The organism is Thiobacillus denitrificans DSM 12475 (assembly GCF_000376425.1).
GTDB lineage: Bacteria > Pseudomonadota > Gammaproteobacteria > Burkholderiales > Thiobacillaceae > Thiobacillus > Thiobacillus denitrificans.
The window spans coordinates 107,478-133,664 of record NZ_AQWL01000008.1; the positions used below are offsets into that span (position 1 = coordinate 107,478).

The 26,187-nt window shown below is 64.0% G+C and carries 30 protein-coding genes and 2 tRNA genes; 9 read left to right on the forward strand and 23 right to left on the reverse strand.

The genetic code is table 11. The features are described from left to right. Window positions 1-12 precede the first annotated feature (12 nt). Window positions 13-594: a hypothetical protein gene (locus B059_RS0113385; protein ID WP_038058830.1), complete on the forward strand. Its 582-nt coding sequence runs from the start codon at window positions 13-15 to the stop codon at window positions 592-594. A 14-nt stretch (window positions 595-608) separates the two neighbouring features. Here the strand turns inward: B059_RS0113385 and B059_RS0113390 are convergent. Beyond that, window positions 609-683: transfer RNA gene (locus B059_RS0113390), tRNA-Val, on the reverse strand. Between the two features lie 104 nt (window positions 684-787). Here B059_RS0113390 and gltX point away from each other — a divergent pair. Then, entirely contained in the window at window positions 788-2,191 is a 1,404-nt protein-coding gene (gene gltX / locus B059_RS0113395) for a glutamate--tRNA ligase (protein ID WP_018078767.1), read from the forward strand. A 30-nt stretch (window positions 2,192-2,221) separates the two neighbouring features. Beyond that, window positions 2,222-2,297: transfer RNA gene (locus B059_RS0113400), tRNA-Thr, on the forward strand. A gap of 149 nt (window positions 2,298-2,446) precedes the next feature. On the opposite strand, the gene B059_RS0113405 is transcribed toward B059_RS0113400, so the two are convergent. From B059_RS0113405 to B059_RS0113470, 14 genes are all read right to left on the reverse strand, one after another. Next, complete coding sequence (locus B059_RS0113405; RefSeq protein WP_018078768.1) at window positions 2,447-3,343, reverse strand: universal stress protein; 897 nt, start codon at window positions 3,341-3,343, stop codon at window positions 2,447-2,449. 122 nt (window positions 3,344-3,465) lie between these two features. Next, complete coding sequence (locus tag B059_RS0113410) at window positions 3,466-3,696, reverse strand: thioredoxin family protein (RefSeq protein ID WP_018078769.1); 231 nt, start codon at window positions 3,694-3,696, stop codon at window positions 3,466-3,468. Beyond that, window positions 3,693-4,514, reverse strand: a complete 822-nt coding sequence (locus tag B059_RS0113415) for an arsenite methyltransferase (protein ID WP_018078770.1) — start codon at window positions 4,512-4,514, stop codon at window positions 3,693-3,695. Before B059_RS0113415 ends, B059_RS0113410 begins: the two co-directional genes overlap by 4 nt. A 13-nt stretch (window positions 4,515-4,527) precedes the next feature. After that, entirely contained in the window at window positions 4,528-4,842 is a 315-nt protein-coding gene (locus B059_RS0113420; protein ID WP_018078771.1) for a hypothetical protein, read from the reverse strand. Continuing rightward, on the reverse strand, window positions 4,839-5,801 hold the full coding sequence (locus B059_RS0113425; RefSeq protein WP_018078772.1) for a permease: 963 nt from the start codon (window positions 5,799-5,801) through the stop codon (window positions 4,839-4,841). The genes B059_RS0113420 and B059_RS0113425 overlap by 4 nt, the downstream gene beginning before the upstream one ends. Then, on the reverse strand, window positions 5,801-6,718 hold the full coding sequence (locus tag B059_RS0113430) for an MBL fold metallo-hydrolase (protein ID WP_018078773.1): 918 nt from the start codon (window positions 6,716-6,718) through the stop codon (window positions 5,801-5,803). The genes B059_RS0113425 and B059_RS0113430 overlap by 1 nt, the downstream gene beginning before the upstream one ends. A gap of 10 nt (window positions 6,719-6,728) precedes the next feature. Further along, entirely contained in the window at window positions 6,729-7,169 is a 441-nt protein-coding gene (locus B059_RS0113435) for a hypothetical protein (RefSeq protein WP_018078774.1), read from the reverse strand. Between the two features lie 36 nt (window positions 7,170-7,205). Next, the gene (gene arsB / locus B059_RS0113440) at window positions 7,206-8,297 is read right to left on the reverse strand and encodes an ACR3 family arsenite efflux transporter (protein ID WP_018078775.1); all 1,092 of its coding nucleotides are present in this window, start codon (window positions 8,295-8,297) and stop codon (window positions 7,206-7,208) included. Continuing rightward, window positions 8,294-8,791: an arsenate reductase ArsC gene (locus B059_RS0113445; protein ID WP_018078776.1), complete on the reverse strand. Its 498-nt coding sequence runs from the start codon at window positions 8,789-8,791 to the stop codon at window positions 8,294-8,296. The genes arsB and B059_RS0113445 overlap by 4 nt, the downstream gene beginning before the upstream one ends. A 15-nt stretch (window positions 8,792-8,806) precedes the next feature. Next, entirely contained in the window at window positions 8,807-9,235 is a 429-nt protein-coding gene (locus tag B059_RS0113450) for an arsenate reductase ArsC (protein ID WP_018078777.1), read from the reverse strand. A gap of 30 nt (window positions 9,236-9,265) precedes the next feature. Beyond that, window positions 9,266-9,736 (reverse strand): ArsI/CadI family heavy metal resistance metalloenzyme, encoded by a 471-nt coding sequence (locus B059_RS0113455; RefSeq protein ID WP_018078778.1) that lies wholly within the window; start codon window positions 9,734-9,736, stop codon window positions 9,266-9,268. Next, window positions 9,733-10,071, reverse strand: a complete 339-nt coding sequence (locus B059_RS0113460) for an ArsR/SmtB family transcription factor (protein WP_018078779.1) — start codon at window positions 10,069-10,071, stop codon at window positions 9,733-9,735. The genes B059_RS0113455 and B059_RS0113460 overlap by 4 nt, the downstream gene beginning before the upstream one ends. Before the next feature lie 86 nt (window positions 10,072-10,157). Further along, complete coding sequence (locus tag B059_RS0113465; protein ID WP_018078780.1) at window positions 10,158-11,822, reverse strand: NAD(P)/FAD-dependent oxidoreductase; 1,665 nt, start codon at window positions 11,820-11,822, stop codon at window positions 10,158-10,160. Between the two features lie 93 nt (window positions 11,823-11,915). Further along, window positions 11,916-13,163, reverse strand: coding sequence for a BaiN/RdsA family NAD(P)/FAD-dependent oxidoreductase (locus B059_RS0113470; RefSeq protein ID WP_018078781.1), 1,248 nt, complete (start codon window positions 13,161-13,163; stop codon window positions 11,916-11,918). A gap of 439 nt (window positions 13,164-13,602) precedes the next feature. Between B059_RS0113470 and B059_RS0113475 the strand changes: the two genes are divergently transcribed. Then, window positions 13,603-14,175 (forward strand): NADPH-dependent FMN reductase, encoded by a 573-nt coding sequence (locus B059_RS0113475; RefSeq protein WP_018078782.1) that lies wholly within the window; start codon window positions 13,603-13,605, stop codon window positions 14,173-14,175. Window positions 14,176-14,278: 103 nt separating this feature from the next. Here B059_RS0113475 and guaA read toward each other — a convergent pair whose 3' ends face one another. Both guaA and guaB read right to left on the reverse strand, forming a co-directional pair. Next, on the reverse strand, window positions 14,279-15,841 hold the full coding sequence (guaA, locus tag B059_RS0113480; protein ID WP_018078783.1) for a glutamine-hydrolyzing GMP synthase: 1,563 nt from the start codon (window positions 15,839-15,841) through the stop codon (window positions 14,279-14,281). 111 nt (window positions 15,842-15,952) lie between these two features. After that, entirely contained in the window at window positions 15,953-17,413 is a 1,461-nt protein-coding gene (gene guaB, locus B059_RS0113485) for an IMP dehydrogenase (RefSeq protein WP_018078784.1), read from the reverse strand. Window positions 17,414-17,492: 79 nt separating this feature from the next. Here guaB and B059_RS0113490 point away from each other — a divergent pair, with 79 nt between their 5' ends. Beyond that, entirely contained in the window at window positions 17,493-17,993 is a 501-nt protein-coding gene (locus B059_RS0113490; protein ID WP_245538801.1) for a hypothetical protein, read from the forward strand. Continuing rightward, a complete protein-coding gene (locus B059_RS20835) occupies window positions 17,990-18,181 on the forward strand; it encodes a hypothetical protein (RefSeq protein ID WP_157273700.1) in 192 nt (63 codons plus the stop codon). The genes B059_RS0113490 and B059_RS20835 overlap by 4 nt, the downstream gene beginning before the upstream one ends. Before the next feature lie 27 nt (window positions 18,182-18,208). Here B059_RS20835 and B059_RS0113495 read toward each other — a convergent pair whose 3' ends face one another. Further along, window positions 18,209-18,565: an RnfH family protein gene (locus tag B059_RS0113495; RefSeq protein ID WP_018078786.1), complete on the reverse strand. Its 357-nt coding sequence runs from the start codon at window positions 18,563-18,565 to the stop codon at window positions 18,209-18,211. Further along, window positions 18,562-18,993 (reverse strand): type II toxin-antitoxin system RatA family toxin, encoded by a 432-nt coding sequence (locus tag B059_RS0113500; RefSeq protein ID WP_018078787.1) that lies wholly within the window; start codon window positions 18,991-18,993, stop codon window positions 18,562-18,564. Before B059_RS0113500 ends, B059_RS0113495 begins: the two co-directional genes overlap by 4 nt. 50 nt (window positions 18,994-19,043) lie before the next feature. Here B059_RS0113500 and smpB point away from each other — a divergent pair, with 50 nt between their 5' ends. From smpB to mnmH, 3 genes are all read left to right on the forward strand, one after another. Beyond that, window positions 19,044-19,487 (forward strand): SsrA-binding protein SmpB, encoded by a 444-nt coding sequence (smpB, locus tag B059_RS0113505; RefSeq protein ID WP_018078788.1) that lies wholly within the window; start codon window positions 19,044-19,046, stop codon window positions 19,485-19,487. 126 nt (window positions 19,488-19,613) lie between these two features. Further along, window positions 19,614-19,787: a hypothetical protein gene (locus B059_RS21120; protein ID WP_018078789.1), complete on the forward strand. Its 174-nt coding sequence runs from the start codon at window positions 19,614-19,616 to the stop codon at window positions 19,785-19,787. A 229-nt stretch (window positions 19,788-20,016) separates the two neighbouring features. Beyond that, window positions 20,017-21,063, forward strand: coding sequence for a tRNA 2-selenouridine(34) synthase MnmH (gene mnmH, locus B059_RS19115; RefSeq protein ID WP_018078790.1), 1,047 nt, complete (start codon window positions 20,017-20,019; stop codon window positions 21,061-21,063). A 12-nt stretch (window positions 21,064-21,075) separates the two neighbouring features. Here mnmH and B059_RS0113520 read toward each other — a convergent pair whose 3' ends face one another. From B059_RS0113520 to B059_RS19120, 4 genes are read right to left on the reverse strand one after another with little or no spacing between them, the layout of a single operon-like run. After that, entirely contained in the window at window positions 21,076-21,510 is a 435-nt protein-coding gene (locus tag B059_RS0113520; RefSeq protein WP_018078791.1) for a hypothetical protein, read from the reverse strand. Then, complete coding sequence (locus B059_RS0113525; protein ID WP_018078792.1) at window positions 21,507-22,385, reverse strand: Dyp-type peroxidase; 879 nt, start codon at window positions 22,383-22,385, stop codon at window positions 21,507-21,509. Before B059_RS0113525 ends, B059_RS0113520 begins: the two co-directional genes overlap by 4 nt. A gap of 58 nt (window positions 22,386-22,443) precedes the next feature. Beyond that, the gene (locus tag B059_RS0113530; RefSeq protein WP_018078793.1) at window positions 22,444-24,585 is read right to left on the reverse strand and encodes a RelA/SpoT family protein; all 2,142 of its coding nucleotides are present in this window, start codon (window positions 24,583-24,585) and stop codon (window positions 22,444-22,446) included. After that, window positions 24,578-25,861, reverse strand: a complete 1,284-nt coding sequence (locus B059_RS19120; RefSeq protein ID WP_272867466.1) for a DNA internalization-related competence protein ComEC/Rec2 — start codon at window positions 25,859-25,861, stop codon at window positions 24,578-24,580. The genes B059_RS0113530 and B059_RS19120 overlap by 8 nt, the downstream gene beginning before the upstream one ends. Window positions 25,862-26,187: the final 326 nt, after the last annotated feature.

The following is a 26,187-nucleotide window of genomic DNA, read 5'->3' on the forward strand; positions in this document are numbered from 1 at the left end:
GAAGGACACATCATGTTCGACAGAGATCATTTTATTGAGGACTGCATCAAGGCCGTTTCCGGTGGTCAGGAGCCAATTCGCGAGGTCGTCGCGGCTGCGCTTTCCGATAGCGCGGGGATGATGTCCGAGCTTGGCGAACCGCAGCACGCCGGGATAACGCCGATATACCGGGCAAACGACCTCACGATCATCAACTTTGTGTGGGCGCCGTGCATGAGCCTCATGCCACACAATCATCAAATGTTTGCGGTGGTCGGCGTCTATTCCGGGAGGGAAGACAATGTTTTCTGGCGTAGAAAAGCAACGACCATTGAAGCGGCAGGCGCCCAGTCTCTCGGCGCCGGCGACATCGCCACGCTGGGTCGCGACGTTATCCACTCCGTACTTAACCCCATAGGGAAAATGACGTGCGCAGTGCATGTTTATGGAGGGGATTTTTTCGACCCGGAGGAACCCAGGAGTGAATGGGATCACGAAACATTGATCGAACGGCCGTGGAATGTCGACGAGGTCAAGTCTCTATTCCGGGAAGCAGAGGAAAGATTTAGTGCGACGAAAAACAAAAGCCCTGGCGGGAACCCGCCAGGGCTTTGAGTTTGGAATTCGGGTGGTGGGCAGTACAGGGTTTGAACCTGTGACCCCCGCCGTGTGAAGGCGATGCTCTACCGCTGAGCTAACTGCCCCGAAGCGGCGCGAATTAAACCACATCCCGGTGGGGCAGGTCAATTTTGGCAGCGCCCTTCCGGCAACGCGCGGTTAAAATAATGCGTTTTAGCCCGGCCTTGCCATGATCCGTACCCGCTTCGCCCCCTCCCCCACTGGTTACCTGCATATCGGCGGCGCCCGCACCGCGCTGTTTTCATGGGCGTTCGCGCGCCATCACGGCGGCCAGTTCATCCTGCGCATCGAGGACACCGACATCGAGCGCTCCACCCCCGAGGCGGTGCAGGCGATTCTCGACGGCATGGCCTGGCTGGACCTTGCGCACGACGAAGGCCCGTTCTACCAGCTGGAGCGGATGTATCGCTACAAGGAAGTGATTGCGCAGATGCTGGAAAAAGGCCAGGCCTATCACTGCTATTGCAGCACGGAAGAACTCGAAGCCATGCGCGAGGCGCAGCGTGCGCGCAATGAAAAGCCGCGCTACGACGGCCGCTGGCGCCCCGAGCCCGGCAAGGCGTTGCCGGTGCCGCCGTCGGGGGTGCAGCCGGTGGTGCGCTTCAGGAACCCCGTCGAGGGCATGGTGGCGTGGAAGGACCTGGTCAAGGGCACCATCGAGTTTTCCAACGCCGAGCTCGACGATCTGATCATCGCACGCGCCGACGGCACCCCCACCTACAACTTCTGCGTGGTGGTCGACGACTGGGACATGCGGATCAGCCATGTCATCCGTGGCGACGACCACGTCAACAACACGCCGCGCCAGATCAACATCCTCAAGGCGCTGGGCGCGACGGTGCCGCAATACGCCCATCTGTCGATGATCCTCGGCGACGACGGCACCAAGCTGTCGAAGCGCCACGGCGCAGTGTCGGTGATGCAGTATTTCGAGGAAGGCTACCTGCCGGAGGCGGTCATCAACTACCTCGCGCGGCTCGGCTGGTCGCACGGCGACGCCGAGATCTTCAGCCGCGAACAGTTCGTCGCGTGGTTCGACCTCGATCACATCACGCCGTCGGCCGCGCAGTTCAACACCGAGAAGCTGCGCTGGCTCAACCAGCAGTACATCAAGGCGGCCGACGATACGCGGCTGGCCGGACTGATGCGCCCCTTCCTGGTGCGCAACGGCGCCAATCCGGACGACGGCCCCGCCCTTGCCGCGGTGTGCGCGCTAGTCAAGGAACGCGCCGCGACGATCGTGGAACTGGCCGACGCCGCCACGCTGTTCTATCGCACCCTGCATCCCTCGCCCGAGTTGCTGGCGCAGCACGTCACTCCCGAGGTGCTGCCGGCGCTGGCCGAACTCGCCGCTCGTCTCGAAGCACTGGACTGGGAACGCAGCGCGATCAGCGCCACGTTCAAGGAAACGCTCGCCGCGCACGGCCTCAAGATGCCGAAGCTGGCGATGCCGGTGCGCGTGCTGGTCACTGGCGAGCCGCAGACGCCGGCGATCGATGCGACGCTCGAACTGATCGGCCGGGACAAGGTCGTGGCCCGCCTGAAAGCCGGGCTGCAGGCCGCACAAGCCTGATCGATTCCGCTATAATGCGCGCTGTTTTTCGCCGGTGTAGCTCAGTTGGTAGAGCAGCGCATTCGTAATGCGAAGGTCGGGGGTTCGACTCCTCTCACCGGCACCAGTTGAAAAAAACGCCGCTCTCCGAGCGGCGTTTTTGTTTGTTTCCCGATCCCTGCCTCCTGCCAGCTCATGCCCATGCACCAGGCAAAAAAGAAGACTCCCAGCTCATCTGGCCTGGTCATGTCCAGGCCAGATGACCATGGCGAGCCCCTATTGTCCGCTCTTGCTGATCAGCAGCACGTCGCACGTCGCAGCGAAGGCCACATCCTTGCTCACGCTGCCCAGAAGCCAGTCCTGCAAGCCGCCGCCGTAGCCATGGCGGCCGAGGACGACCAGGTCGGCCTGCTTGTCCCCGATGCACTGGCAGATTGCAGCAGGGGCAAAACCCGACTGGATCAGTCGTACGACTGCCGGGCTTTTCCCGATCGATGCCAGCAGGGCATCCAGTTGTTTCTCGGCATCGTCATGCAGCTTGGTAAGCCAGCATGTGATGTCCACCTGGTTCAACTTCGCCCTGCGCAAGCGCTGCTCGACCTCGCTGCCCAGCACGTGCAGCATGTGCACCGGCGCGCCGTCGGCAAACATTAGCGCATGGGCGGCCACCGCCGCCGACACCGGAGAGAAATCGACCGCCGCCAGCACCTGATGGTAGGGCCCATCCGCAGGATTTCTGACGATGAGCACCGGACAGATATCCACCCGCAGCAGACGCGACACGGTTGATCCCAGGAACAGATCCATGAGCGTGTTCTCACCGCGCACCCCGGCAACCACCAGATCGGCGGACACCTCCTGCACGTAGGCGGCGATTTCGGCGTGAGCCCGACCCAGACGGGTAACAGTGCGGACCTGAATACCCAGTTCGCTAACCAGGCTGGCAGCCGTGGCGTCGAGCCGGGTCTGCTCCGCCTGCAACAAATCCTGGTCGGTATGCTTGAATTCGTCCGGGGCCAGCGCCAGGCCGGGATAAAGATCGAGTGGGCGCACCACGTGCAGCAGGTACAGTTCGGCTTGGTGCTGTTTGGCCAGTTGTGCGGCGCGCTGCACCACCCGCTCGGAAAAACCGGAAAAATCGGTGGCGGCTACGATGCGGCGAAGGCTGGGCATGGCGATTCCCCGGGAAATTTACAAACAATACATTATCCATAATAGACATCCCGTGAGGTTGGGTTTTCAGGCCTCACGCCCACCGGCTTTTCCTGCCCGGTCAATCCGGGCAGCTGCCGTCGTCAGAGCCAGCTTTCGATCTTCTTGCGGTCCGGCACCCCGCCGGCGTGTACCACCTTGCCATCGATCACCACGCCGGGCGTGGACATGACGCCGTAGCCCAGGATCGCCGCCATATCCTCGATTTTCTCCAGCCTGACCGCCACGCCACGCGCCTGGACAACTTCTTCGATGAGTTTCAATGTGGCCTTGCAATTGGCGCAGCCTGTGCCGAGCACCTTGATGTCCTTCATTCCACGTTCTCCATAAGTCCGGGTTTGACCGCCTCGATGACGGCCGAGGCGATGTAGCCCTCGACTCCGCGTCCGGGCGCCCAGTGGCGGATGAATTCGCGGCTCGCATCCTTGGGCGCTACGCGGATATCGATAAAGCCCGCCGCCGCGAGCATCGCCTCGAGTTCGTCGACGCTGGCAGCGCCGGCAACGCATGCAGTGTAGAGCGCGACCTCCTGCTGCATGTCGGGTGGTAGCGGGGCGGTGGTAACGATATCCGAGATCGCGAGACGGCCGCCGTGCTTCAGCACCCGGAAGGCGTCGCGAAAGACCTGCGCCTTGTCCGGCGAGAGGTTGATGACGCAGTTGGAAATGATCGCGTCGACCGTGGCGTCGGCGACCGGCAGGTGCTCGATCTCGCCGAGGCGGAATTCGACGTTGGCGTACCCACCCTTCACCGCGTTCGCGCGCGCTTTCGACACCATGTCGGGGGTCATGTCGACGCCGATGACGGTGCCAGAGGCCCCCACCTGGCGTGCGGCGAGGAAGGCGTCGAAGCCCGCGCCGCTGCCGAGGTCGAGCACGGTCTCGCCGGCCTGCAGCGCCGCGATCGCCTGCGGATTGCCGCAGCCCAGCCCGAGGTTGGCGCCTTCCGGCACCGCGGCTGCTTCCTCGGCGCTGTAGCCAATGCCGCGCGACAGCAGTTCGGCGACGGCCTGGTCGGACGGCGCGCAACAGCCGGTGCTCGGCGCGCAGCAGCCTGAAGACTCGGCGCGCGCGACGGCACCGTAGGCGTCGCGTACCTGTTGGCGGATCTGGTCGTGTTCGTGTGCGCTCATGATGGATCTCCTTTCAGCAGCAGGACTTGCCAGAGGGTGTGGGCGTGCAGCAGGTGCTGGCATCTGCCACCGCGACCGACGCGAGTATCGCGGCCGTCCTGGGCGCGAGCAGCGCAGTGCAGGTCTCGTCGAAGCTGGCATCGAGTTGTTGCGCGGCCTCGTCGCGAATGTGGCGCGCGACCTCGATCACAGTGTCGATCTGCTCGCGCGGCACACCGTAGTCCTTCAGACGCTCGATCTGGCACAGTCCCTGTTTGGGATGGTTCGCCGCGATGTTGGCCGCCAGCGAAACCAGGGCGACGATGGATGGATGCAGGTCTGAACTCATAAAATCCCCTTCAAGGCATTGAACAGCACGCCCACGATGATGAACGCGATGCTGAGGTAGGCCGTGAACAACGCCAGCAACGGTACCTTCACGACTTTTTTCAGGATGATCAGTTCCGGCAGCGACAGCGCAGTCACCGCCATCATGAACACCAGCACGGTACCGATGGGCACGCCTTTGTGCAGCAGAACCTCGGCGATGGGGATGATGCCGACCGCGTCGGAATACAGCGGCACGCCGATCAGGACGGCACCGGCCACCGACAGCAGCCCGCCGTCACCCGCGATCTTCACGACGAAATCGGCCGGCACGTAGCCGTGGATGAACGCGCCGACGCCTACCCCGATCAGGATGAATTTCCAGATGCGGCCGACGATCTCCTTCACCTGGCTCAGCGCATAGTCGTGGCGGGCGCGCAGCGAGGTGTCCTCCTCGATCTCTGCGATTTCGCCCATGCGGATCTTCCACACGTAATCCTCGATCCAGCGCTCGGGCTTGAAACGCTCCAGCACGAAGCCGCCGATCAAGGCGACGCTGAGTCCGGCGGCGACATACAGCACGGTGAATTTCCAGCCGATCACCGATGCCAGCACCACGATGGCGACTTCGTTGATCATCGGACTGGCGATCAGGAACGAAAATGTGACGCCGAGCGGAATGCCGGCCTCGACGAAGCCGATGAAGAGCGGGATCGACGAGCATGAGCAGAACGGCGTCACTGCGCCCAGTCCCACCGCCATGAAGCGGCTTTGCAGATGGCCACGGTGACGGATGAACTCGCGCACCTTCTCGGGCTTCAGCAGCGCACGCAGCAGTCCCATGGCGTAGATCACCAGCGTCAGCAGCACCAGGATCTTCGCCACATCCATGACGAAGAAGTGCAGCGCCACGCCAAGCGGCGTGCCCGGCGTCAGGCCGGCGAGGTCGAAGACCAGCAGGGTGGCGAGTGTGTCGAACATTACTGCGACTCGAACTCGATGAACGCGCGGTTCATGTTCGCGCGGTGCAGGTCGCCGTAGTTCTTGAGGTGCCGGAATTCAGGCAAATCGGCGTAGCGGTCGAGCGTGGCACCCATCGGCTCCATCTCCTTCGCTGCAGCGCCCACTTGCGCGACGAGGAAATCGTAGTAGTCGCCGGTTTCACGCTGCGCCTGCGCGAGGTCGCAGACGCGGCCATGACCAGGGACAATACGCGCGGGCTTGAGTGCAGCGAGTGCATGGAAGGCCCGCTGGCCGCTCCTCACGCTCGACCACGGCAGTACGCCGAGCAGGCGATCGACGTAGACCAGGTCGCCACTGAACATCACGCCGTGCTTCGGCAGCCACACCCACGCGTCACCCGGAAAATGGGCGTCAGTGTAGGCGAGTTCGAGCGTCTCGCCGCCCAGTTCGAGCGTGCCCGCCTCCACCGCTTTCGGTGCAGGCAGCGGCTGCGTGCCATCCAGGCGCTTGCCGAGAAACCGCTTGAGACCTTCCATGTGCTGCGCCCCGTATTCAGCCTGAGTGGCGGCGGTGCGGGCGAGCGCGACGACCTCGGCCCCTTTGCTGGCGAAATAGGCGTTGCCGAGCCAGCGATGGTCCTGGCTGCCGGTGTTGACGACCCAGCGCACCGGTTGCTGCGTTATCTTGCGGATCGCGGCCTCGAGCTTTTGTGCACCGAGGCGGCTCGCGCCGGAGTCGATCAGGACCACCCCATGCGGCGTGACGACGAAGCCGAAGTTGGCGTTGAGGCCATCGTTCTCGGCACTCCTTTGGCCGAGCGGACCGACGATGGCGTAGACGTTATCGACGACCTTCTCGGCTCTGGGCTCCCAGGCATGGGCGGCATCGGCGCCCAGCGCGAGGATGAAAAGCAGCGGTGCGAAAAGCATGCGCATGGTGAGCTCGCTATTTCAGACGATAGGCGGCATGGCAGGCCACGCATTGTTCGGAGACCCTGCTCAACGCGCCAAGGGCACGGGGCAGGTCGCGGGTCACAGCGGTTTCCTGTGCGGTCACGGCGAAACGGCTGGCAGCCTGGTGCATCGCAGTGCCGGTTTCCTGCATGCCCTTCGGCATGAAGCCGGCCATGTGGCTGGCGCCGTGGCTGGCGAGCGAGCTCATGCCGATGCGTTTTTCCGCAATGTCGGCTGCGGCATCGTATTCACCGGCGGCAAGGCTCGCCTGGATTTCAGCGATCGCGGTCAGGTGGTCGCGCATATTGGCGAGCATGTGGGCGCGCATCATCGCCGGCATGTCGACCTCCACCCGGGGATCATCCTCAGCGGCCAGCGGAAAGGAGACGGCGACGAGAGCGGAAGCGAGTGCCGCGAACAGGATTTTTTTCATGTATTGCCCCATCAATGAATGACAGATGCACCACGGTCAGCCGGGCAGCCCCTTTTCGTACCAGCCCTTGCTGCGGTTGACGAGCTTCACCACCAGCAGCATCACCGGCACCTCGATCAGCACGCCGACCACGGTGGCGAGCGCCGCGCCCGACTCGAAGCCGAACAGCGCGATCGCCGCCGCTACCGCCAGCTCGAAGAAGTTGGACGCGCCGATCAGGGCCGACGGACAGGCCACGCTGTGCTTTTCGCCGACCTTGCGATTGAGCCAGTAGGCGAGTCCGGAATTGAAGAACACCTGGATCAGGATCGGCACCGCCAAGAGCGCAATGATCAGCGGCTGCGCGATGATCGCCTCGCCCTGGAACGCGAACAGCAGCACCAGGGTCGCAAGCAGCGCGAGGATGGAGGCGTGGCCGAGCCGGCCCATCACCGCGTCGAACGCCGTCTGGCCGCGCGTCAGCAGCAACCTGCGCCAGAGTTGCGCCAGTATCACCGGAATGACGATGTAGAGCACTACCGAGGTGAACAGCGTGTCCCACGGCACCACGATCGCGGAGAGCCCGAGCAATAGGCCGACGATGGGCGCGAAGGCGACGATCATGATGGCGTCGTTCAACGCCACCTGCGACAGCGTGAAATACGGGTCGCCGCCGGTCAGCCGGCTCCACACGAACACCATCGCGGTGCACGGCGCAGCGGCCAGCAGGATGAGGCCGGCAACATAGCTGTCGAGCTGTTCCGCCGGCAGGTAGGGGGCGAACCAGTGGCGGATGAACAGCCACGCCAGGAGCGCCATCGAGAACGGCTTTACCGCCCAGTTGACGAACAGCGTGACGCCGATGCCCTTCCAGTGCGAGCGCACTTGATGCAGGGCGGAAAAATCGATCTTCATCAGCATCGGGATGATCATGATCCAGATCAAAATGCCGACCGGCAGATTGACCTGCGCCACCTCCATCCGCCCCAGCGCCTGGAACGGCGTGGGGAAAAGCTGGCCCAGTAGCACCCCGGCAACGATGCACAGCGCCACCCACAGGCTGAGCCAGCGCTCGAACACGCTCATCGGCGCGGCTGCCCCGGCCATGCCGGCAGCACGCTTGCCGATCACCTCGCACTGCGCACTCATGAGGTCTTGCCGATCTCGCGCACGGCCTGCTGCAGCTTCATGCGGTCCAGCTTTTCGAACGGCAGGCTGACGAACATGGAGATGCGGCGCTGCAGCCGGTTCATGGCATCGACGAAGGCGTGGCGTCTGGGCTCGTCGCCCCCCTCGGCCGCCACCGGGTCGGGGATGCCCCAGTGCGCGGTCATCGGCTGCCCCGGCCACACCGGGCAGACTTCGCCCGCCGCCTTGTCGCACACGGTGATGACGAAATCCAGCCGCGGCGCATCGGCTTGCGCGAATTCGTCCCACGGCTTGCTGCGCAGTTCGCCGGTGGGAAAGTGGTTCTTCTCCAGCAGTTCCAGTGCGAACGGGTTGACCCGTCCGGCAGGATGGCTGCCTGCGCTGAAAGCCCGGAAGCGCCCCTTGCCGAGATCGTTCAATAGCGATTCGGCCAGGATGGAACGCGCCGAATTGCCGGTGCACAGGAAAAGCACGTTATAGACGGTGTCGGTCATCGCAGGTCTCCGGGTTCAGCTGGTGGCCTGCAAGCCGAATTGGTTCCGCACCGCTGAAACCAGCCGGGTGCGAATGTCGTCGCGCACCGCCAGGAAGCTCTCCAGCGGCTCGCCGTGCGGATCGTGGAACGGCAGGTGGATGCCGGGAATCGGCCTGGGGAAGATCGGGCAGGCTTCCTTCGCGTTGTCGCACACCGTCACCACGAGGTCGATGTCCTCGCTCATCACGGCGTCGATGTCCTTCGGGTGCAGGCCGTCGGTGTCGAGGCCGGCCTCTTTCAGCGCGGCGATCGCGCCGTCGGCCACTTTCGGCTGCGGCCGGGTGCCGGCGGAGAGCGCGCGCACCTGGCCGGCGAGGTCGTGGTTCAAGAGCACCTCGGCCATCTGCGAGCGGCAGGAATTGCCGGTGCACAGCACTAGTACGGTGTAGGGTTTTTCAGCCACGATGGATCCTCAGATATAACGGAATGGAACTCAGCAACAACCGCCCGCAGCCGGCTTGCCCTTGACCGGAATGCCGCCGCAGACCCCGGCCACCGGTTCGGGCACGCAGCACTCGCCGGCCGCCTGGCCGCCGAACACCGGAATGCTGTCGAGCGTGTGATAGGTTTCCCACGCGATGCCGGTGGGGTCGGTCGCCCAGTACTTGTCCGACCTGGCGTAGCAGCAGGCGGTGCCCATTTCCTCCACCACCTCGGCATCGAGCTTCCGCAGGCGCGCGTCCATCTCGGCCAGTTCGTCGGCGTTCTCCACCTGTACCCCCAGATGATTGAGGCCCGGGGCGGCGCCGCGCGCCGAGATCGCGAAATTGACGCGCGGATCGTCGAGCATCCATTTCGCGTAGTCGGATTTGAGCACGCTGGGTTCGGCAGCGAACATGGTGGAATAGAACTTGATGCTGGCGGCCAGATCATCGACCGCAACGTGCACATGCAGACGTTTCATGCTGATTCCTTTTCGGTTACGCAGACCGGCGGACACGCCGGCGTGCAGGGGTTGCCGCCACAGCAGTTTTCGGTGAGAAAACCGAGCAGCGCATTCATGGTGGTGAAATTGGCGGTGTAGATGACGAAGCGCCCCGCCTGCGCCGAATCCACCATGCCGGCGTGCGACAGCTCCTTCAGGTGGAACGACAGCGACGACGGTGCGATGCCGGTCAGTTCGCCGATCCTTCCCGCGGCAAGCCCGGCGGGCCCGGCCTGCACCAGGGCTCGGAAGATCGCTAGGCGGGAGTCCTGGGCGAGTGCGGCAAGCGCGGCGACGGCGGCTTTCGTTTCCATATTTCAAACAATATTGAAACAAAGAACCAAAAGCAAATGAAATTTTCGTGACGGCCCGCGGAGCCGCGGGACGCCACGAACGCATGTCAGTAGTCGCAGCCTGGCCCCGAACGCGCGCCCGACTCGGCCGCTTGCAGTCCCAACATGTCGCGCGCCACCGCCTCGGCGACCTTGATGCCGTCCACCCCGGCGGACAGGATCCCGCCGGCATAGCCCGCGCCCTCACCAGCCGGATACAGCCCCTTGACGTTGGCGCTCTGGAAATCGTCGCCGCGCGTGATGCGAACCGGCGACGAGGTGCGCGTCTCGACGCCGGTGAGCACCGCGTCCTTCATCGCGAAGCCCTTGATCTGCTGGTCGAACGCCGGCAGCGCCTCGCGGATCGCCTCGATGGCGTAATCCGGCAGCGCCGTGGCGAGGTCGGTGAGATGCACGCCGGGCTTGTACGAGGGCTCGACGCTGCCAAGCCGGGTGGACGGCCTGCCCTCAAGAAAATCGCCGACCAGCTGGCCCGGCGCGTCGTAATTGCCGCCACCGAGCTCGAATGCGCGCGCTTCCAGTTCCCGCTGCAGTTCGATGCCGGCGAGCGGGCCGTCGCCGGGGAAATCCTCAGGCGTGATGCCGACGACGATGCCGGCGTTGGCGTTGCGTTCGTTGCGCGAATACTGGCTCATGCCATTGGTGACGACGCACCCCGGCTCCGAGGTCGCCGCCACCACCGTGCCGCCGGGGCACATGCAGAAGCTGTACACCGCGCGGCCGTTCCTGGCGTGGTGCACCAGTTTGTAGTCGGCCGCGCCGAGCAGCGGGTTGCCGGCATTCGGCCCGAGGCGGGCCTTGTCGATCAGCGACTGCGGGTGCTCGATGCGGACGCCGATGGAAAACGGCTTGGCTTCCATGGTGACACCCCGCGCGTGCAGCATCTCGAAGGTGTCGCGCGCACTGTGGCCGAGCGCGAGGACGGCGTGGCGGCTCTTCAAAATCTCGCCGCTGGCGAGCACCACGCCGACGATCCGTTTCGTGCCGTCCGCGCCGTCCTCGATCAGGACGTCGGTGACGCGCTGCTCGAAACGGATCTCGCCGCCCAGCGCCTCGATCTCGTGACGCATGGCCTCGACCATGCCAACCAGACGGAAGGTGCCGATATGCGGCTTCGACACATACAAAATTTCTTCCGGCGCGCCCGCCTTGACGAACTCGGTCAGCACTTTGCGCCCGAGATACCGGGGATCCTTGATCTGGCTGTAGAGCTTGCCGTCGGAGAAGGTTCCCGCCCCGCCCTCGCCGAACTGCACATTCGATTCGGGGTTGAGCACATGCTTGCGCCACAGGCCCCAGGTGTCATGGGTGCGCTCGCGCACTGCCTTGCCGCGCTCCAGCACGATGGGCTTGAAGCCCATCTGCGCCAGCACCAGCGCGGCGAAGATGCCGCAGGGGCCAAAGCCGACGACGATCGGGCGCTCCACCAGAGGTTCCTGCGCGTGGCCGGCGAAGCGGTAGGCCATGTCCGGTGCCGGCGTCAGGTGGCGGTCGTTACGGAATTTCTGCAGCAGCGCCGCCTCGTTCCTGACCTCGAGGTCGACCGTATAGACCAGTAGCAAAGCGTGCTTCTTGCGCGCGTCGTGGCTGCGCTTGAAGATACTGAAGCCGGCGAGCGCGTCGTCCGTCAGTTGCAGCCGCTGCAGGATTGCCGCGCGCAAGGCCGCGGGCGGATGGTCAAGCGGGAGTTTGAGTTCGGTCAGTCGCAGCATCGGTTGCGTATCTCAAAAATGATCGGGCAGGCTATCGCGGCCGGGCGTATTGTAGAACGGCCCACCGCCGCAATCGTCGGACCGGGGTGACGCCTACGATCCCGACGATGCGTTTTCGCAACCCACGTACCGCAATGCGCCCTGCCCTGCCATGCGCCCGCTGGCGAAGCAGGCCGTGAGCAGATAGCCGCCGGTGGGCGCCTCCCAGTCGAGCATCTCGCCGGCGCAAAAAACGCCGTGAAGGCCGCGCAGCATCAGATGTTGGTCAAGCGCCTCGAAGCGCACGCCGCCCGCGCTGCTGATCGCCTCGGCGACCGGCCGCGGCGCCGCGAGCGTGATCGGCAGCGATTTAATCGCGTGCGCGAGCCTGGCCGGATCGCTCAGTTCCCCGGGCGGCAGGATTTCGCGCAGCAGCGCCATCTTCGCGCCCCTGATGCCCGCGCGGCTCGCAAGATGGCTGGACAGCGAGCGCGCGCCACGCGGGTGCGACACGTCGGCGACTACCCGCTCCGGGTGCTTGTCGGGAAGCAGATCGAGCTGCACGACCACCGCACCCTGCGCCGCGATCGTGTCGCGCAGCGGTGCCGCCAACGCGTAGACCAGGCTGCCCTCGATGCCAGTGTCGGACAGCATCAGCTCACCTCGGCGTTCGTGAGTGCGGCCGCTGGCGTCGGCGAAGCGCAGCGCCACGGTCTTCAGCGGCTGCCCGGCGAAGCGCGTCCGCAGGTGCGCGCTCCAGCCGCCTGCCACGTCGAAGCCGCAGTTGGCCGGCACCAGCGGCGCAACATCGACGCCGCACGCCGCCAGCAGTGGCACCCAGCCCCCGTCCGAGCCCAGCCTGGGCCAACTCGCGCCGCCGAGCGCCAGCACGACCGCGTCCGCCGCGACGTGAATCTCGCCCAGTGGAGAAAAGAAGCGCAGCGCGCCGTCGGTCGACCAGCCCTGCCAGCGATGGCGCACGTGGAAGCGTACGCCGGATTCGCGCAGGCGATGCAGCCAGGCGCGCAGCAGCGGCGCGGCCTTCATGTCCCGGGGAAACACCCGCCCCGACGAGCCGACGAAAGTCTCGATCCCGAGCGCCTCGATCCACGCGCGCAGCGCATTCGGCGAAAAGGCATCGAGCAGCGACCGGATGGCGGGTGCGCGCGCGCCGTAGCGCGACACAAAAGCTTCGGATGGCTCGGAATGGGTGATGTTCATGCCGCCGACGCCGGCAAGCAGGAACTTGCGCCCGGCCGAGGGCATGGCGTCGTAAACATCGACCTGCGCGCCGCCGGCAGCGAGCACCTCGGCCGCCATCAGGCCCGCGGGGCCGCCGCCGATTACCGCAACTGTGGACATGGTTTTCATGAAAGGAACGGGACCGGGCATGATACCCGCGCAGCGACGAGCACCGGAGGGCCGATCAAAACCGCGCTCCGCCGCGATTGCCGGCCGACGCGCGCGTGACACCCATCGGGCCGGGGCGGACGCCTGCATTGTGGGCGCGGCGCCCCGCCACGATTTCACCGGTCTGGCCAACGCGCCGGGCACACGCAATAAACCCGGACCGCTGGGGCAGACCAGGCTTTTCATCGCGATACGCGGAACGTCTCCCGAGCATCCTATCCGTTGCTATAGTGGGTAACGGTGATCCTGGATTGGCAAGAAGGAAAGACATACCGCGTCGACACCTGCCGGCTCCACCCCAGGCGAAGGTGCACCGGCTGCCAGCGACGGAAATTGACTCGGGCGATCCGTCACCACTTCCCTCTGATCCCACGAACGGAAAGGCCATGTCATGATGCACTATAAAGTCGGCTATCTCATCGGCAGCCTTGCGCGCGAATCGATCAACCGCAAGCTTGCGAAGGCGCTCATTCGCCTTGCCCCGGAAAATCTCGTCTTCACCGAGATTTCGTTCAAGGATCTACCGCTCTACAGCTATGATTACGACGCCGATTTTCCGCCGGTCGCGCGGGCGTTCAAGGATGCGCTCAAAACGGTCGATGCGCTGCTGTTCGTGACGCCCGAATATAATCGCTCGATCCCCGGCGGGCTGAAGAACGCCATCGACTGGGCAAGCCGACCCTATGGCACCAACTCATTCACCCACAAGCCTTCCGCCGTTATCGGTGCGTCGCCAGGCGCGATCGGCACCGCCGTCGCCCAGCAGAGCCTGCGTAGCGTGCTCAGTTTCTGCAACTCACCGCAGATGAACGCACCGGAAGCCTATATCCAGTTCGCGCCCGGCCTGATCACCGACGATGGCGAAGTCACCGCCACCTCGACCGAGGATTTCCTGCGCAACTATATGGCGGAGTTTCACATCTTCATCGCACGGGTTACATCGGTCCTGCCTAAAGATGCCTGATCCGCAGGGCTGCTTTCCCTGAACGTTCCCGGACAGGTTATTTGCGACGACGCTTCCTGGCGATCCGTCCGCGGTGGGCCGCCATCGCCATTTCTACGACATCTCACTCCCACTCGATCGTCGCCGGCGGCTTGCCGCTGATGTCGTAGACGACGCGATTGATGCCGCGCACTTCGTTGATGATACGGTTGGAGACCTTGCCGAGCAGGGTATAGGGGAGCTCGGCCCAGTGGGCGGTCATGAAGTCCTGGGTCTGCACCGCGCGCAGCGCCACCACATAATCATAGGTGCGGCCGTCGCCCATGACGCCGACACTCTTCACCGGCAGGAACACAGTGAAGGCCTGGCTGGTTTTCTCGTACCAGCCGGAGGCACGCAACTCCTCGATGAAAATGGCGTCGGCCCGGCGCAGCAGGTCGGCGTATTCACCCTTCACCTCGCCGAGTATGCGCACGCCGAGGCCCGGCCCGGGGAAGGGATGGCGGTAGACCATGTCGTGCGGCAGCCCCAGCGCGATACCGAGCTCGCGCACTTCGTCCTTGAACAGCTCGCGCAGGGGTTCGAGCAGCTTAAGATGCAGGGTGTCGGGCAGGCCGCCGACGTTGTGGTGGCTCTTGATGGTGTGCGCCTTCTTGGTCTTGGCGCTGGCGGATTCGATGACGTCGGGATAGATGGTGCCCTGCGCCAGCCATTTGGCCTTGGGCAGTTTCTCGGCTTCTTCCTGGAACACGTGGACGAATTCGCGGCCGATGATCTTGCGCTTCTGCTCAGGGTCGGTGACGCCGGCAAGTTCCTTCATGAAGCGCCCACGGGCGTCGACATGGATGACCTTGACGCCGAGGTTGTCGGCAAAGGTCTGCATCACTTGTTCCGCTTCATTTAAACGCAGCAGACCGTTGTCGACAAAGACGCAGGTGAGCTGGTTGCCGATCGCCCGATGAAGCAGTGCCGCGACCACCGAGGAATCGACGCCGCCGGACAGGCCCAGGATGACCTCATCGCTACCGACTTCGGAACGCACCTTGCCGATGGCTTCGTCGACGTAGTCGGGCATGTTCCAGTCGGAGCCGCAGCCGCAGATGTCGTGCACGAAGCGGCCGAGGATCGCCTTGCCCTGCAGGGTGTGGGTGACTTCGGGGTGGAACTGCACGCCGTAGAAGCGGCGTGCCTCGTCGGCCATCGCTGCGATCGGGGTGGCGGCGTTGCTCGCCATGAGCTTGAAGCCTTCCGGCAGTGCAGTGACCTTGTCGCCGTGGCTCATCCACACGTCGAGCAGGCCATGCCCCTCGTCATTGACGCGGTCCTGGATGTCGCGCAGCAAGGCCGTGTGGCCGCGCGCGCGGATCTCGGCGTAGCCGAATTCGCGCTTGGCCGCGGACTCGACCTGGCCGCCCAGCTGCGCCGCCATGGTCTGCATGCCATAGCAGATGCCCAGCACCGGCACGCCGAGCGTGAACACGCCTTCGGGTGCGCGCGGGGTTTCTTCCTCGTAGACCGAACTGGGGCCGCCGGACAGGATGACACCGGCCGGCGCGAACTCGCGTACGAAAGCGTCGGTCACGTCGTTGGGATGCAGTTCGCAATAGACGCCTGCTTCGCGCACGCGACGAGCGATCAGCTGGGTGTACTGGGAACCGAAGTCGAGGATGAGGATTTTCTGGTGCATATTTTAAGGGGCCGGGATCTGGGATTGAGGGACGAGGGCTGGAGCCGGACAAAAAAGAAAAGCCACGCGCAGCGTGACCTTTCATAAATCCTGACCCCTGAATCCTAATCCCTACTCAACACGGTAATTCGGTGCTTCCTTGGTGATCTGCACATCGTGCACGTGCGATTCGCGTACGCCGGCCGAAGTAATCTCGACAAACTCGGCCTTGGCGTGCATGTCCGTGATGCTGGCGACGCCCAGGTAGCCCATGCTTGATCGCAGGCCGCCCATCAGCTGATGGATCACCGCCAGCACGCCGCCCTTGTAGGGCACCCGGCCTTCGACGCCTTCCGGCACCAGCTTCTCGGCGCTCTTTTCGGTGTCCTGGAAATAGCGGTCGGAAGAACCCTGCTGCATCGCGCCGAGCGAACCCATGCCACGATACGACTTGTAGGAGCGGCCCTGGAACAGCTCGATATCGCCGGGCGCTTCCTCGGTGCCGGCCAGCAGACCGCCGAGCATGACGCAGTCGGCGCCGGCAGCCAGCGCCTTCGAGATATCGCCGGAGTAGCGGATGCCGCCGTCGGCGATCACCCCGACGCCGCTGCCCGCCAGCGCATCTGACACATTCGCCACGGCGGTGATCTGCGGCACGCCGACGCCCGCGACCATGCGCGTGGTGCAGATGGAGCCGGGGCCGATGCCGACCTTGACGGCGTCAGCCCCGTGTTCGACCAGCGCGGCGGCCGCGGCTGCGGTGGCGATGTTGCCGCCGATGACCTGCACGTCGGGAAAGTTCTGCTTGACCCAGCGCACCCGTTCGAGCACGCCCCTGGAGTGGCCGTGCGCGGTATCGACCGTAACCACGTCGACCCCGGCGGCCACCAGTGCAGCCACACGCTCTTCGGTGCCCTCGCCGGTGCCGACCGCCGCGCCGACGCGCAGACGGCCCATTGCGTCCTTGCATGCCTGCGGGTGCTCACTGGATTTCTGGATGTCCTTGACGGTAATCAGCCCGCGTAGTTCGAAGGCGTCGTTCACCACCAGCACGCGCTCCAGCCGATGTTTATGCAGCAGCGCCAATGCCTCGTCGCGGCCGGCGCCCTCCTTCACCGTCACCAGCCGTTCCTTCGGCGTCATGATTTTGGCGATCGTCTGGTCGAGCTGGGTTTCGAAGCGCAGGTCGCGGTTGGTGACGATGCCGACCACCTTGCCGCCGTCGATCACCGGCAGGCCGGAAATACGCTTCGCGCGGGTGATTTCGAGCACCTGGCGCACAGTCATCTGCGGCGCGACGGTAATCGGATCCTTGACCACGCCGGACTCGAAACGCTTGACTGCCGTCACCTGTGCTGCCTGCATTTCGGCGCTCATATTCTTGTGAATGATGCCGATGCCGCCTTCCTGTGCCAGCGCAATCGCCAGGCGCGCCTCGGTCACCGTATCCATGGCAGCCGACAGCAGGGGCAGGTTCAGGGTGATCGTGCGGGTCAACTGCGTGGACAGGCTGACTTCGCGAGGGAGGATGGCGGAATGGGCGGGAACGAGCAGAACGTCGTCGAACGTCAGCGCTTTTTGCAGAACACGCATGGGCTTTCCTTAACGCAAAGCGGAATTATACGCGTCCGCCCCCGCCCTGCACAAACCGCAAGCCAACGCGCGCCCACGCTTGGTCGTAATCTACCAATCCGATAACCACGGCGGGCGGTTGACTCCCGGACGTGATGCGGCTAACTTTGCGTCAGCATTCAACCTGCTAGGGCGCACGGTTCTGCAGCCCGCCCCTGAACGCCATACAACTCGAGGAGATAAAAAAATGTCCAGAATTTTGCTTGCATTGACTTCCGCTGCCCTGCTGGGCCTGGCTGGCTGTAGTGGTCTTTATGTCAACCAGCCTGCTGGTCAGCCCGCCGCCAAGGCTGCCGAACCGGGCAAAGCCGCCATCAGTGCCGAAGCACAGACCGCGCTCACCGCGGCTCAGGCCGACGTCAAGACAGCCAAAGCCAAGAACGCCCTGTGGACCACCGCAGAAAGCGCGCTCAAGGCGGCCGAAACCGCCGCTGAAAAAGGCGACAGCGCCACGGTGCTGAAGCAGGCCAGGCTGGCCAGCGACCAGGTAAAAAAAGGCCTGGCTCAGCTTGACTATCCGATTCTCAAAATCGGTGAGTGACTGATTTGACTCGCCCACCAGAAAAGCCTTCCGGTTTCACGCCGGAAGGCTTTTTTTTTGGGCGCGCTGCAGAATACGCCGCGTGTTTACAGACCAATGCTGCCGGGCAACGCACCTGCATGGATGACGGCGCACGCGCCGATGCCCTGGCCAGCGGTCAAAAAGCCGTTGCCGATTTCTGCCGGTGAACCCGGGACATGCAAGGCCGGGGCGGCCTACGCTGCCTCGGACGCGTCTGCCCCGGGCGCTTTTTCCGGTGCGGCATCGCCCCCGCCTTTGCGGGTGACCTTGCCTTCTTCCGCCCGCTTGCGGCGGACTTCCTTGGGATCGGCTATCAGCGGACGGTAGATCTCCACCCGGTCCTTGTCGCGCAGCGCTTCATCCAGCTTGACCAGCTTGCTGAAAATTCCGACCTTGTTCTTGTCCAGATCGATCTCGGGAAATGCCTCCAGCACGCCGGACAGGCGGATGGCGTCTTCCACCGTCGCGCCTTCGGCCAGACTCACTCGCAACAGCGGCTGCCGCTCCGGCAGCGCGTAGATCACTTCAACACTGATATTGGCTGCGCTCATGCATAGACCTCGTCGGCGCGGCGAACGAAGGCGTCGACAAACGTATTGGTGATGTGGCTGAATACCGGCGCCAGAATGGTCTCCAGCACCCGGCTGGAAAACACGTACTGCAGCCGGAATTCGACCTTGCAGGCCTCGTCCCCCAGCGGCAGGAACGACCAGTCGCCTTCGAGTTCAGCAAACGGGCCATGCTGCAATCTGATGCGCATTTCACGCGGATGGCTTTTGGCATTTTCAGTGGTGAAACTTTGCCGAATGCCCATATAGGCGATATGAATCGTCGCCACCGTGCTGTGTTCATCGCGGAACTTCAATTCGGTGCCGCCGCACCAGGGCAGAAAAGCGGGGTAATCCTCGACCCGATCCACCAGTTCAAACATGCGTTCGGGAGAATGCGCCACCAGCACACTTTTTTCCACACGTGCCATGGGTACCTAAAGCCTTGTAAAATCGAGAATTGTACGCAAGCCAGCCCGCCATGAGCATCGCCGACAACAAAAAAGCCTTTCACGATTATTTCATCGAGGAAAAATTCGAGGCCGGCCTCGTGCTGGAGGGCTGGGAAGTCAAAGCCATACGCGCCGGCCGCGTGCAGTTGAAAGAAGCCTACGTCGTCGTCAAGAACGGGGCCGTGTATCTGATCGGCTGCCACATCAGTCCGCTGCCTACCGCCTCGACCCACATCCATCCCGACCCCACGCGCTCGCGCAAATTGCTGCTGCACGCAGCGGAAATCAACAAGCTGATCGGCAAGACCGAGCGGGCCGGCTTCACTCTGGTGCCGCTCGACATGCACTATTCCAAAGGCCGCATCAAGCTGGAAATCGGTCTGGCAAAAGGCAAGAAACAGCATGACAAGCGCGCGGCGGAAAAAGAGCGTGAATGGCAGCGCGAAAAGCAGCGCCTGATCCGGACGACCTGATCCCGGCTTGCGCGCCAGCGGCGACTTACGGACGAAATAACCGGCTTATCGGCCGTGCTTTTCCTTGCAGACCCGTCGAGATGTCAACTACAATTGTCAATATCTCGACAAACAAGGACAAAACCGATGTCGGCCCTTCCTGTTTATCACGTTGAATTCATCCCGCTGGAACGCCGTCTGGGCGATCGTCGCGTCGCGCCGCGCAATGCTGCACTGCCGTCCGGCATTGCAGCAGATCGCCGCAAAGTAGCCAGCCGGCGCACCGAAGACCGCAGGTTTGCGCCCCTGAAAGCCGTTTAAGCAACGCCGGCATGGGCGCGCAGGCGTGCGCCCATGCCATGCTATCGCTTTGGCCCCTGACCCCCTCCTCCCCGCTGTCCGACACAACGCACTAGCAGACCGCCCATTGGCGGAACAACACCCCGCTTGACCCGGCGGGCACGATTTTGCAGCCGCCTCCGCCGCCATGTGACAATGGCATGCTTTCGACCGTGTCCCTCTGTTTCCATCCCCGAAAGTTGAGTCCAGCTTGCCAGCCACCGTAGCAGACCTCCCTGCCTTCGATCAGATCATCGACGCCCGTTCCCCGGGTGAATTTGCCGAGGACCACATCCCCGGTGCCATCAACCTGCCGGTGCTGGGCGACGCCGAGCGTGAACGCGTCGGCACCCTGTACAAACAGGTGTCGTCGTTCGAGGCAAAAAAAGTCGGCGCAGCGCTGGTGTCGCGCAATATCGCCCGTCACCTCGAAACCTGGTTTGCCGACAAGCCCAAATCGTATCGCCCCTTGGTGTATTGCTGGCGCGGCGGCAGCCGCAGCGGTGCGATGACGCACATCCTGCAGAAAATCGGCTTCGCCGCGATGCAGCTCGACGGCGGCTATAAAGCCTATCGGCGGCATGTGGTGGCGGAACTCGAGCGTCTGCCGGCGTGCTTGAGCTATCGCGTGGTATGCGGCCCGACCGGCAGCGGCAAGAGCCGACTGCTGCAGGCTCTGGCCGGCGAAGGCGCCCAGGTGCTCGACCTCGAAGCACTCGCCGCTCATCGGGGCTCGTTGCTGGGGGCGCTGCCCGAGCAGCCCCAGCCGACGCAAAAAAGTTTCGAGAGCGCCGTCTGCTTCGCCCTTGCCCGGTTCAACCCACAGCGCCCGGTATTCGTGGAATCGGAAAGCAAAAAAATCGGCGCACTGCGGGTGCCCGATGCGCTTATCGCGGCGATGCGCGCCAGCCCCTGCATACGGCTGGAAATCCCGCTGGCGGCGCGCGTCCGGCTTCTGACCGAGGACTACGCACATTTCCTGCACGATCCCGCAATCATCAACAGCCGGCTCGCCCATCTTGTTTCGCTGCGCGGCCACGAAACCGTCGCGGCGTGGCAGGCGCTGGCCGGCCTGCAGGCATGGGACGAGCTGGTGGCCGCCTTGCTGGAACAGCATTACGACCCGGCCTACGGCAGATCGCTGTCGAGCCATTACGCGCCAATGCCGGCCGATCGAGCTTTCAGCACCGCCGATCTATCCCGCGGCGGCCTGCAGCAGCTGGCACGGGAGATTCTGGCTGCCGTACCGGGAAAGTAGTGTTGACAGGCCTTAAATCAGCTTGCCCAGCACGAAGCCGATCACGATGCCGATGATGACCGCCACGGTCAGCCCGCGATAGGTCAGCACATCCCTGGAGTAGCCACGGCGGATGGCGATATAAGACACCAGATAGCCCACTGCGTTGAGCAGCCAGATGAAGCCGATCGACAGCACCTTGACGATGACCGGGCCAATGACCGGCACCAGGGAGATCATCCCCAGCAGCCAGGCAAAGGCATTGGAGATCAGCCCGATTGCCACCACGCTGCCCGCGATCACACCGCGATCGACGTCGAAATACAGACCCAGTCCCACCAGCACGGCCATCCCCAGCCACAGCGACAGCATCACTTTCCAGTTGCGCCACCACGGTGTACGCAGCGTAAGCGCGCCTTCGGGCGCGTCGTTTGCGGGCGGCGTCTCCGGCCTGGGCGGCACGCTCACACGCCTAAAGCGGAAAGATCGACTGCATTGCCGGCCATGGGCGGGCACCAGTAGTAGCCGCCAGTGAGTGGACGGGTGAAGTGAAACAGCGCATCGCTGATCCCGTCGTCGTGCCCAGTCATGCGGCGCAGCTGGGCTTCGAAAGCGTCGAACGACTTGCCAAAGGCGAGGAACAGCAGCCCGGCATCGACACCAGCCACCCAGGGCATGGAGCGGCGCACCACGAAGGCTTCGGGATCGAAGTCCTCCTGTGCGGTGCGTTTGACGTGAGCCGATTCGGGCGCGTCGCCGAGTTCTTCATTGCTGTCGCGATCGCGGCCGAAACAGTTGTTCTGTTGCGCGCGCGGCAGCGCGTCAAACACCGGGAAATCATGCAGCCACTGCTGTATGGCGGCAAAGCTGGAGCCGTCGATGCCGCGACCCTGCCCCTGCGCGATCGCTGCCTCGACGGCAGCCTCGTCCTTGGGATTTTCGGTGCCGTCTTCATAGCCGGTCAGGTCGCGGCTGTCCCGGTAGCGGAAGCTGTCGATCGCCTGCGCCTGGGTAAAGGCAGGCGCAGCCATCGCCTGCAGCGCATGCCCACGCAACAGCAGTTCGCCGGGTTCGTTGCCGCGCAGCCACAGCCACAACGCGTGCTGGGTTGCCGGAATCGGCGGGCGGGCGTCCGGCAACACCGGAAACCCGCGCAGACCTGCCATATCGACGCCCAGCACTTCGGCAACCTTCACCCCGATTCCCATGACCGCCGATTTTCCGTCGCAGGCCGTTGCCAGCGCCCGCAATGCGGCACGGGAGTCGTCCGCCGGATCGAGGTCGAAGAACAGATGGCGCGCGTGGTCGGGGATGGCATCAAGAATGGCGGATTGTGGCTTCATGACAGGCAAAACGCTAAATGGAAAAATGCTGCAAAGCGTGGAAAGCATCAACGAAGACTCAGCTGCGTCCCACCTCGATCACGTTCTGCACATGCTGCAGGCGCGCCAGCAGGCGCGACAGCTGCTGCAGCTCCTTGACCCGCACGGTGAGCTGCATGTGCGCAAATTCGCCACGGCTCTCGGTATTGACACGCAGCACGTCGAGCCGGTCCTTGGCGATGACGTCGGAAATATCGCGCAACAGGCCCTGTCGGTCGAAGGCCTTGAGGCGAATATCCACTTCGAACGCGGCACCTGAGTCGAGCACCCATTCGGCAGGCAGCATGCGCGCAGGGTTGGCGCGCTTGAGCGCGGCGCAGTCGGCGCGGTGCACCGTAAGGCCGCGCCCGACCGTAGTGTAGGCGGCAATGGTGTCGGGCGGCCGCGGTTTGCAGCAGCGTGCCAGCGTCAACGGCACGTCGCCCAGCCCCGGAATGGTAACCGGGTTGCCTGATTTGGCGCGAGCCCGGGGCTTGCTGGTGGGGGCCAGCGCAGCCATGGCTTTGCCGGATTCCGGCAGGGCATTGACCAGGTCGCGTTGGCCGACGTCGCCGCGTCCGAGCGCGGCAAGGAACTCTTCGACCTTGCCGAACTTGAGGCGCTGGGCGAGCTTTTCCTGATTCGCATCCACCACGCCCATGCGCTTGAGTTCCTTTTCCAGCAGGGTGCGGCCGAGGCTGACCTGTTCGCCGACGTCGCGCTGGCGGAACCACGCGCGCACCTTGGCGCGCGCGCGATGGGTGGCCAGATAGCCGAGCGCGGGATTCAGCCAGTCGCGGCTCGGCTCGCCCTCCTTGGCGGCGATGATCTCGACCCGCTGGCCATTCTCCAGCGCGGTACTCAACGGCACCATCGCCCCGTTGATCTTGGCGCCGCGGCAGCGGTGCCCCAGATCCGTATGCAGCGCGTAGGCGAAATCCACCGGCGTGGCGCCGCGATCGAGCGCCACCACCCGCCCCTGCGGAGTCAGTACGTAGACCTGGTCATGAAACAGTTCGGTCTTGAACTGTTCGGTGAATTCGCTGCTGTCGGCAACGTCGTCCTTCCATTCCAGGATGCGCCGCAGCCAGGCGATCTTTTCTTCGTACTGCGCATCCTGCCTGCCGCCTTCCTTGTAGCGCCAGTGCGCGGCAACACCCAGTTCGGCATTGCGGTGCATGTCAAAAGTGCGTATCTGCACTTCGAGTGCGCGATCCTCGGGGCCGATCACCGCAGTATGCAGCGAACGGTAGTCGTTGCTCTTCGGCTGCGAGATATAGTCGTCGAACTCACCCGGAATCGGCTGCCACAGGTTGTGCACCAGGCCCAGAACGGTGTAGCAGTCGATCTCGTGTTTCACCAGCACGCGCACCGCGCGGATGTCGTAGAGCTGCTCGAAGCTCAGCCGCTTGCGCCGCATCTTATTGACGATGCTGGCGATGTGCTTGGGGCGCCCGCTGATTTCGGCCTCGATGCCGTGCAGTGCAAGCTCGGCCTGCAGACGCTCGATGATGCTCTTGATATAGGCCTCGCGGTCGGCGCGCTTTTCGTCGAGCTGAACGGCGATGCTTTTGTAGGTATCGGGCTCCAGATAACGGAACGCCCAGTCTTCCATTTCCCACTTGATCTGCCATACGCCGAGCCGGTTCGCCAGCGGCGCGAACAGCTCGCGCGCCTGCTGCCCCAGCACTTCGCGCATAACGGCATCCTTGCTGGCGGCGCAACGCAACGCATGCGTCCGTTCGGCGAGCTTGACCAGCACGACACGGATATCCGCCACCATCGCCAGCACCATCTGCCGCAACGCTTCCAGCTGGGCATGCGGATCGACGCGCTTGTCGGTGACGCTGCTGGCCAGCGTCTCGATACGTGCCATCGCCGCCACCCCGCGCGCCAGCCGCGCAGCGGTACCGAACACGGTGTCGAAATCGGGGGCATCGCCCAGACAGGCATGCAGCAGCGCCGCGGCGACGGCATCCGCGCCCACGCGCAGCTCGGCAACGATCAGCGCCGTGCCCACGCTGTGGGCAAAGTCCACGCTGCCGCCCAGGCGGTCGTGCGCATAAGCCAGCGCGCGCCAGGGCAGGTCGTTTTCCGCCACCGGCAACACGCGCGCCAGCGCTTGCCGCGCCGATTCCAGATCGGTGGCCTCGAAACAGCGGGGGCGGACGGCTTCATTCATGGGGCAGCGGCATGTCATGCCAGTAACGGCGGTGGGACGGACGATATTCTGAGGCCACCACCCCGGCTTCGCCAAACGTCAGCCGGATAAGGCCACCCGTGTCGCTGCGCAGAATCCGCGCACCCTGCTCACGGAATCGCACCGTCACCTGTGGATGCGGATGACCGAAGCGGTTACGGTAGCCCACCGTGAATACGCCATAACGCGGCCGCACCTGGTCGACGAATTCCGCCAGCGACGAAGTGCGGCTGCCGTGATGCCCGGCCACCAGTACCGTGGCCGCGACATCCGCACCCGACTCCAGCAATTCGAGTTCGCCGCGCCGCTCGGCATCGCCGGTAATCAGCAGGCTGTGACCGCCCCGGCTGATTTTCAGCACGCAGCTGAAATCGTTGTCGCGGCGGGTGGATTCGGCATAGGCCGCGACGGGCGGGTTCAGTATCTCGAAGCGCACGCCTTCCCATTGCCAGCGCTGCCCCCGAACGCAGCGGCGCGGGGCGGGCGCATTCATCAAAAGCGGGTTGGCGGCGGACAGGCCATGCAGCAGCCAGTCGGTCGGGACGTCGCGCAGCAGCGACTGCAGGCCGCCGCTGTGATCGCTGTCGTCGTGCGAAACGATCACGCCGGACAACCCGACGACACCGGCTGCCCGCAGATAGGGGACGATGATGCGTTCGCCCGTGTCGCTGTCGGCAAACGCGGCGCCGGTGTCGTAAAGCAGCGCATGCTGCGCGGTGCGGATCAGGATGGCGGTGCCTTGCCCGACATCGATGATTTCCGCCTGGAAAGTGTCGGGCGCCACACTGGCGCGCACGGGAAACACCAGCGGTAGCCACAGCAGGCCGCCCAGGACCCGTAGCGGAAACCCGCGCGGCAGCAGCAGCCAAACGGTGCCGGCGACTGCCAGCAGCACGGCCCATCCCTCCGGCGCAGGCTGGGCCGCCACTGCCCACGGCAGCGTACTGGCCCAGACCAGCCCTTTCCCCAATCCTGCCATCAGCCATGCCGCCGCATGCCATAGCGGCGGCACGATCACGCCAAGCAGCGCCAACGGCGTGACCAGCCAGCTGACGAGCGGGATGGCGATGGCGTTGGCGAACGGTGAAACCAGTGACACCTGCTGGAACAGCAGGAACAAGGCAGGCGCCAGCGCCAGCGTCACCGCCGCCTGCACCGCCACCCAGCCGCGCAGCCTGTCGGGCAGCGCCAGCCGTCCGAACGTCGCCCACAGGATCGCCGCCATGGCGCCGAACGACAGCCAGAACCCATTGCTTATGTAGAGTTGTTTTGTTCACATTTGTTTTATTTAAGCATGCTTTATGGGGATGCCAATCGATCTTTGTGAGTCACGTGTTCATGAACAAAATAATCTAATCCCGATTCAATTTTGAAATCCCGGACGAACTGACGCACTCCCCAGAACAGCAGACAAATCGGAGAAGCATCGATCTAAGCATAAGGGTATGCCGAAGCTGCGATTCAAAAGGGCCAATCCGAACAATGTCTAATAAGAGATTGACAGTGGCCAATCCCGTTCTAAAGTTCGAGCGGCCGCTATAGTCGAGGAATAGCCATTCAGCCTTGCCACTCTGACTAACCGTC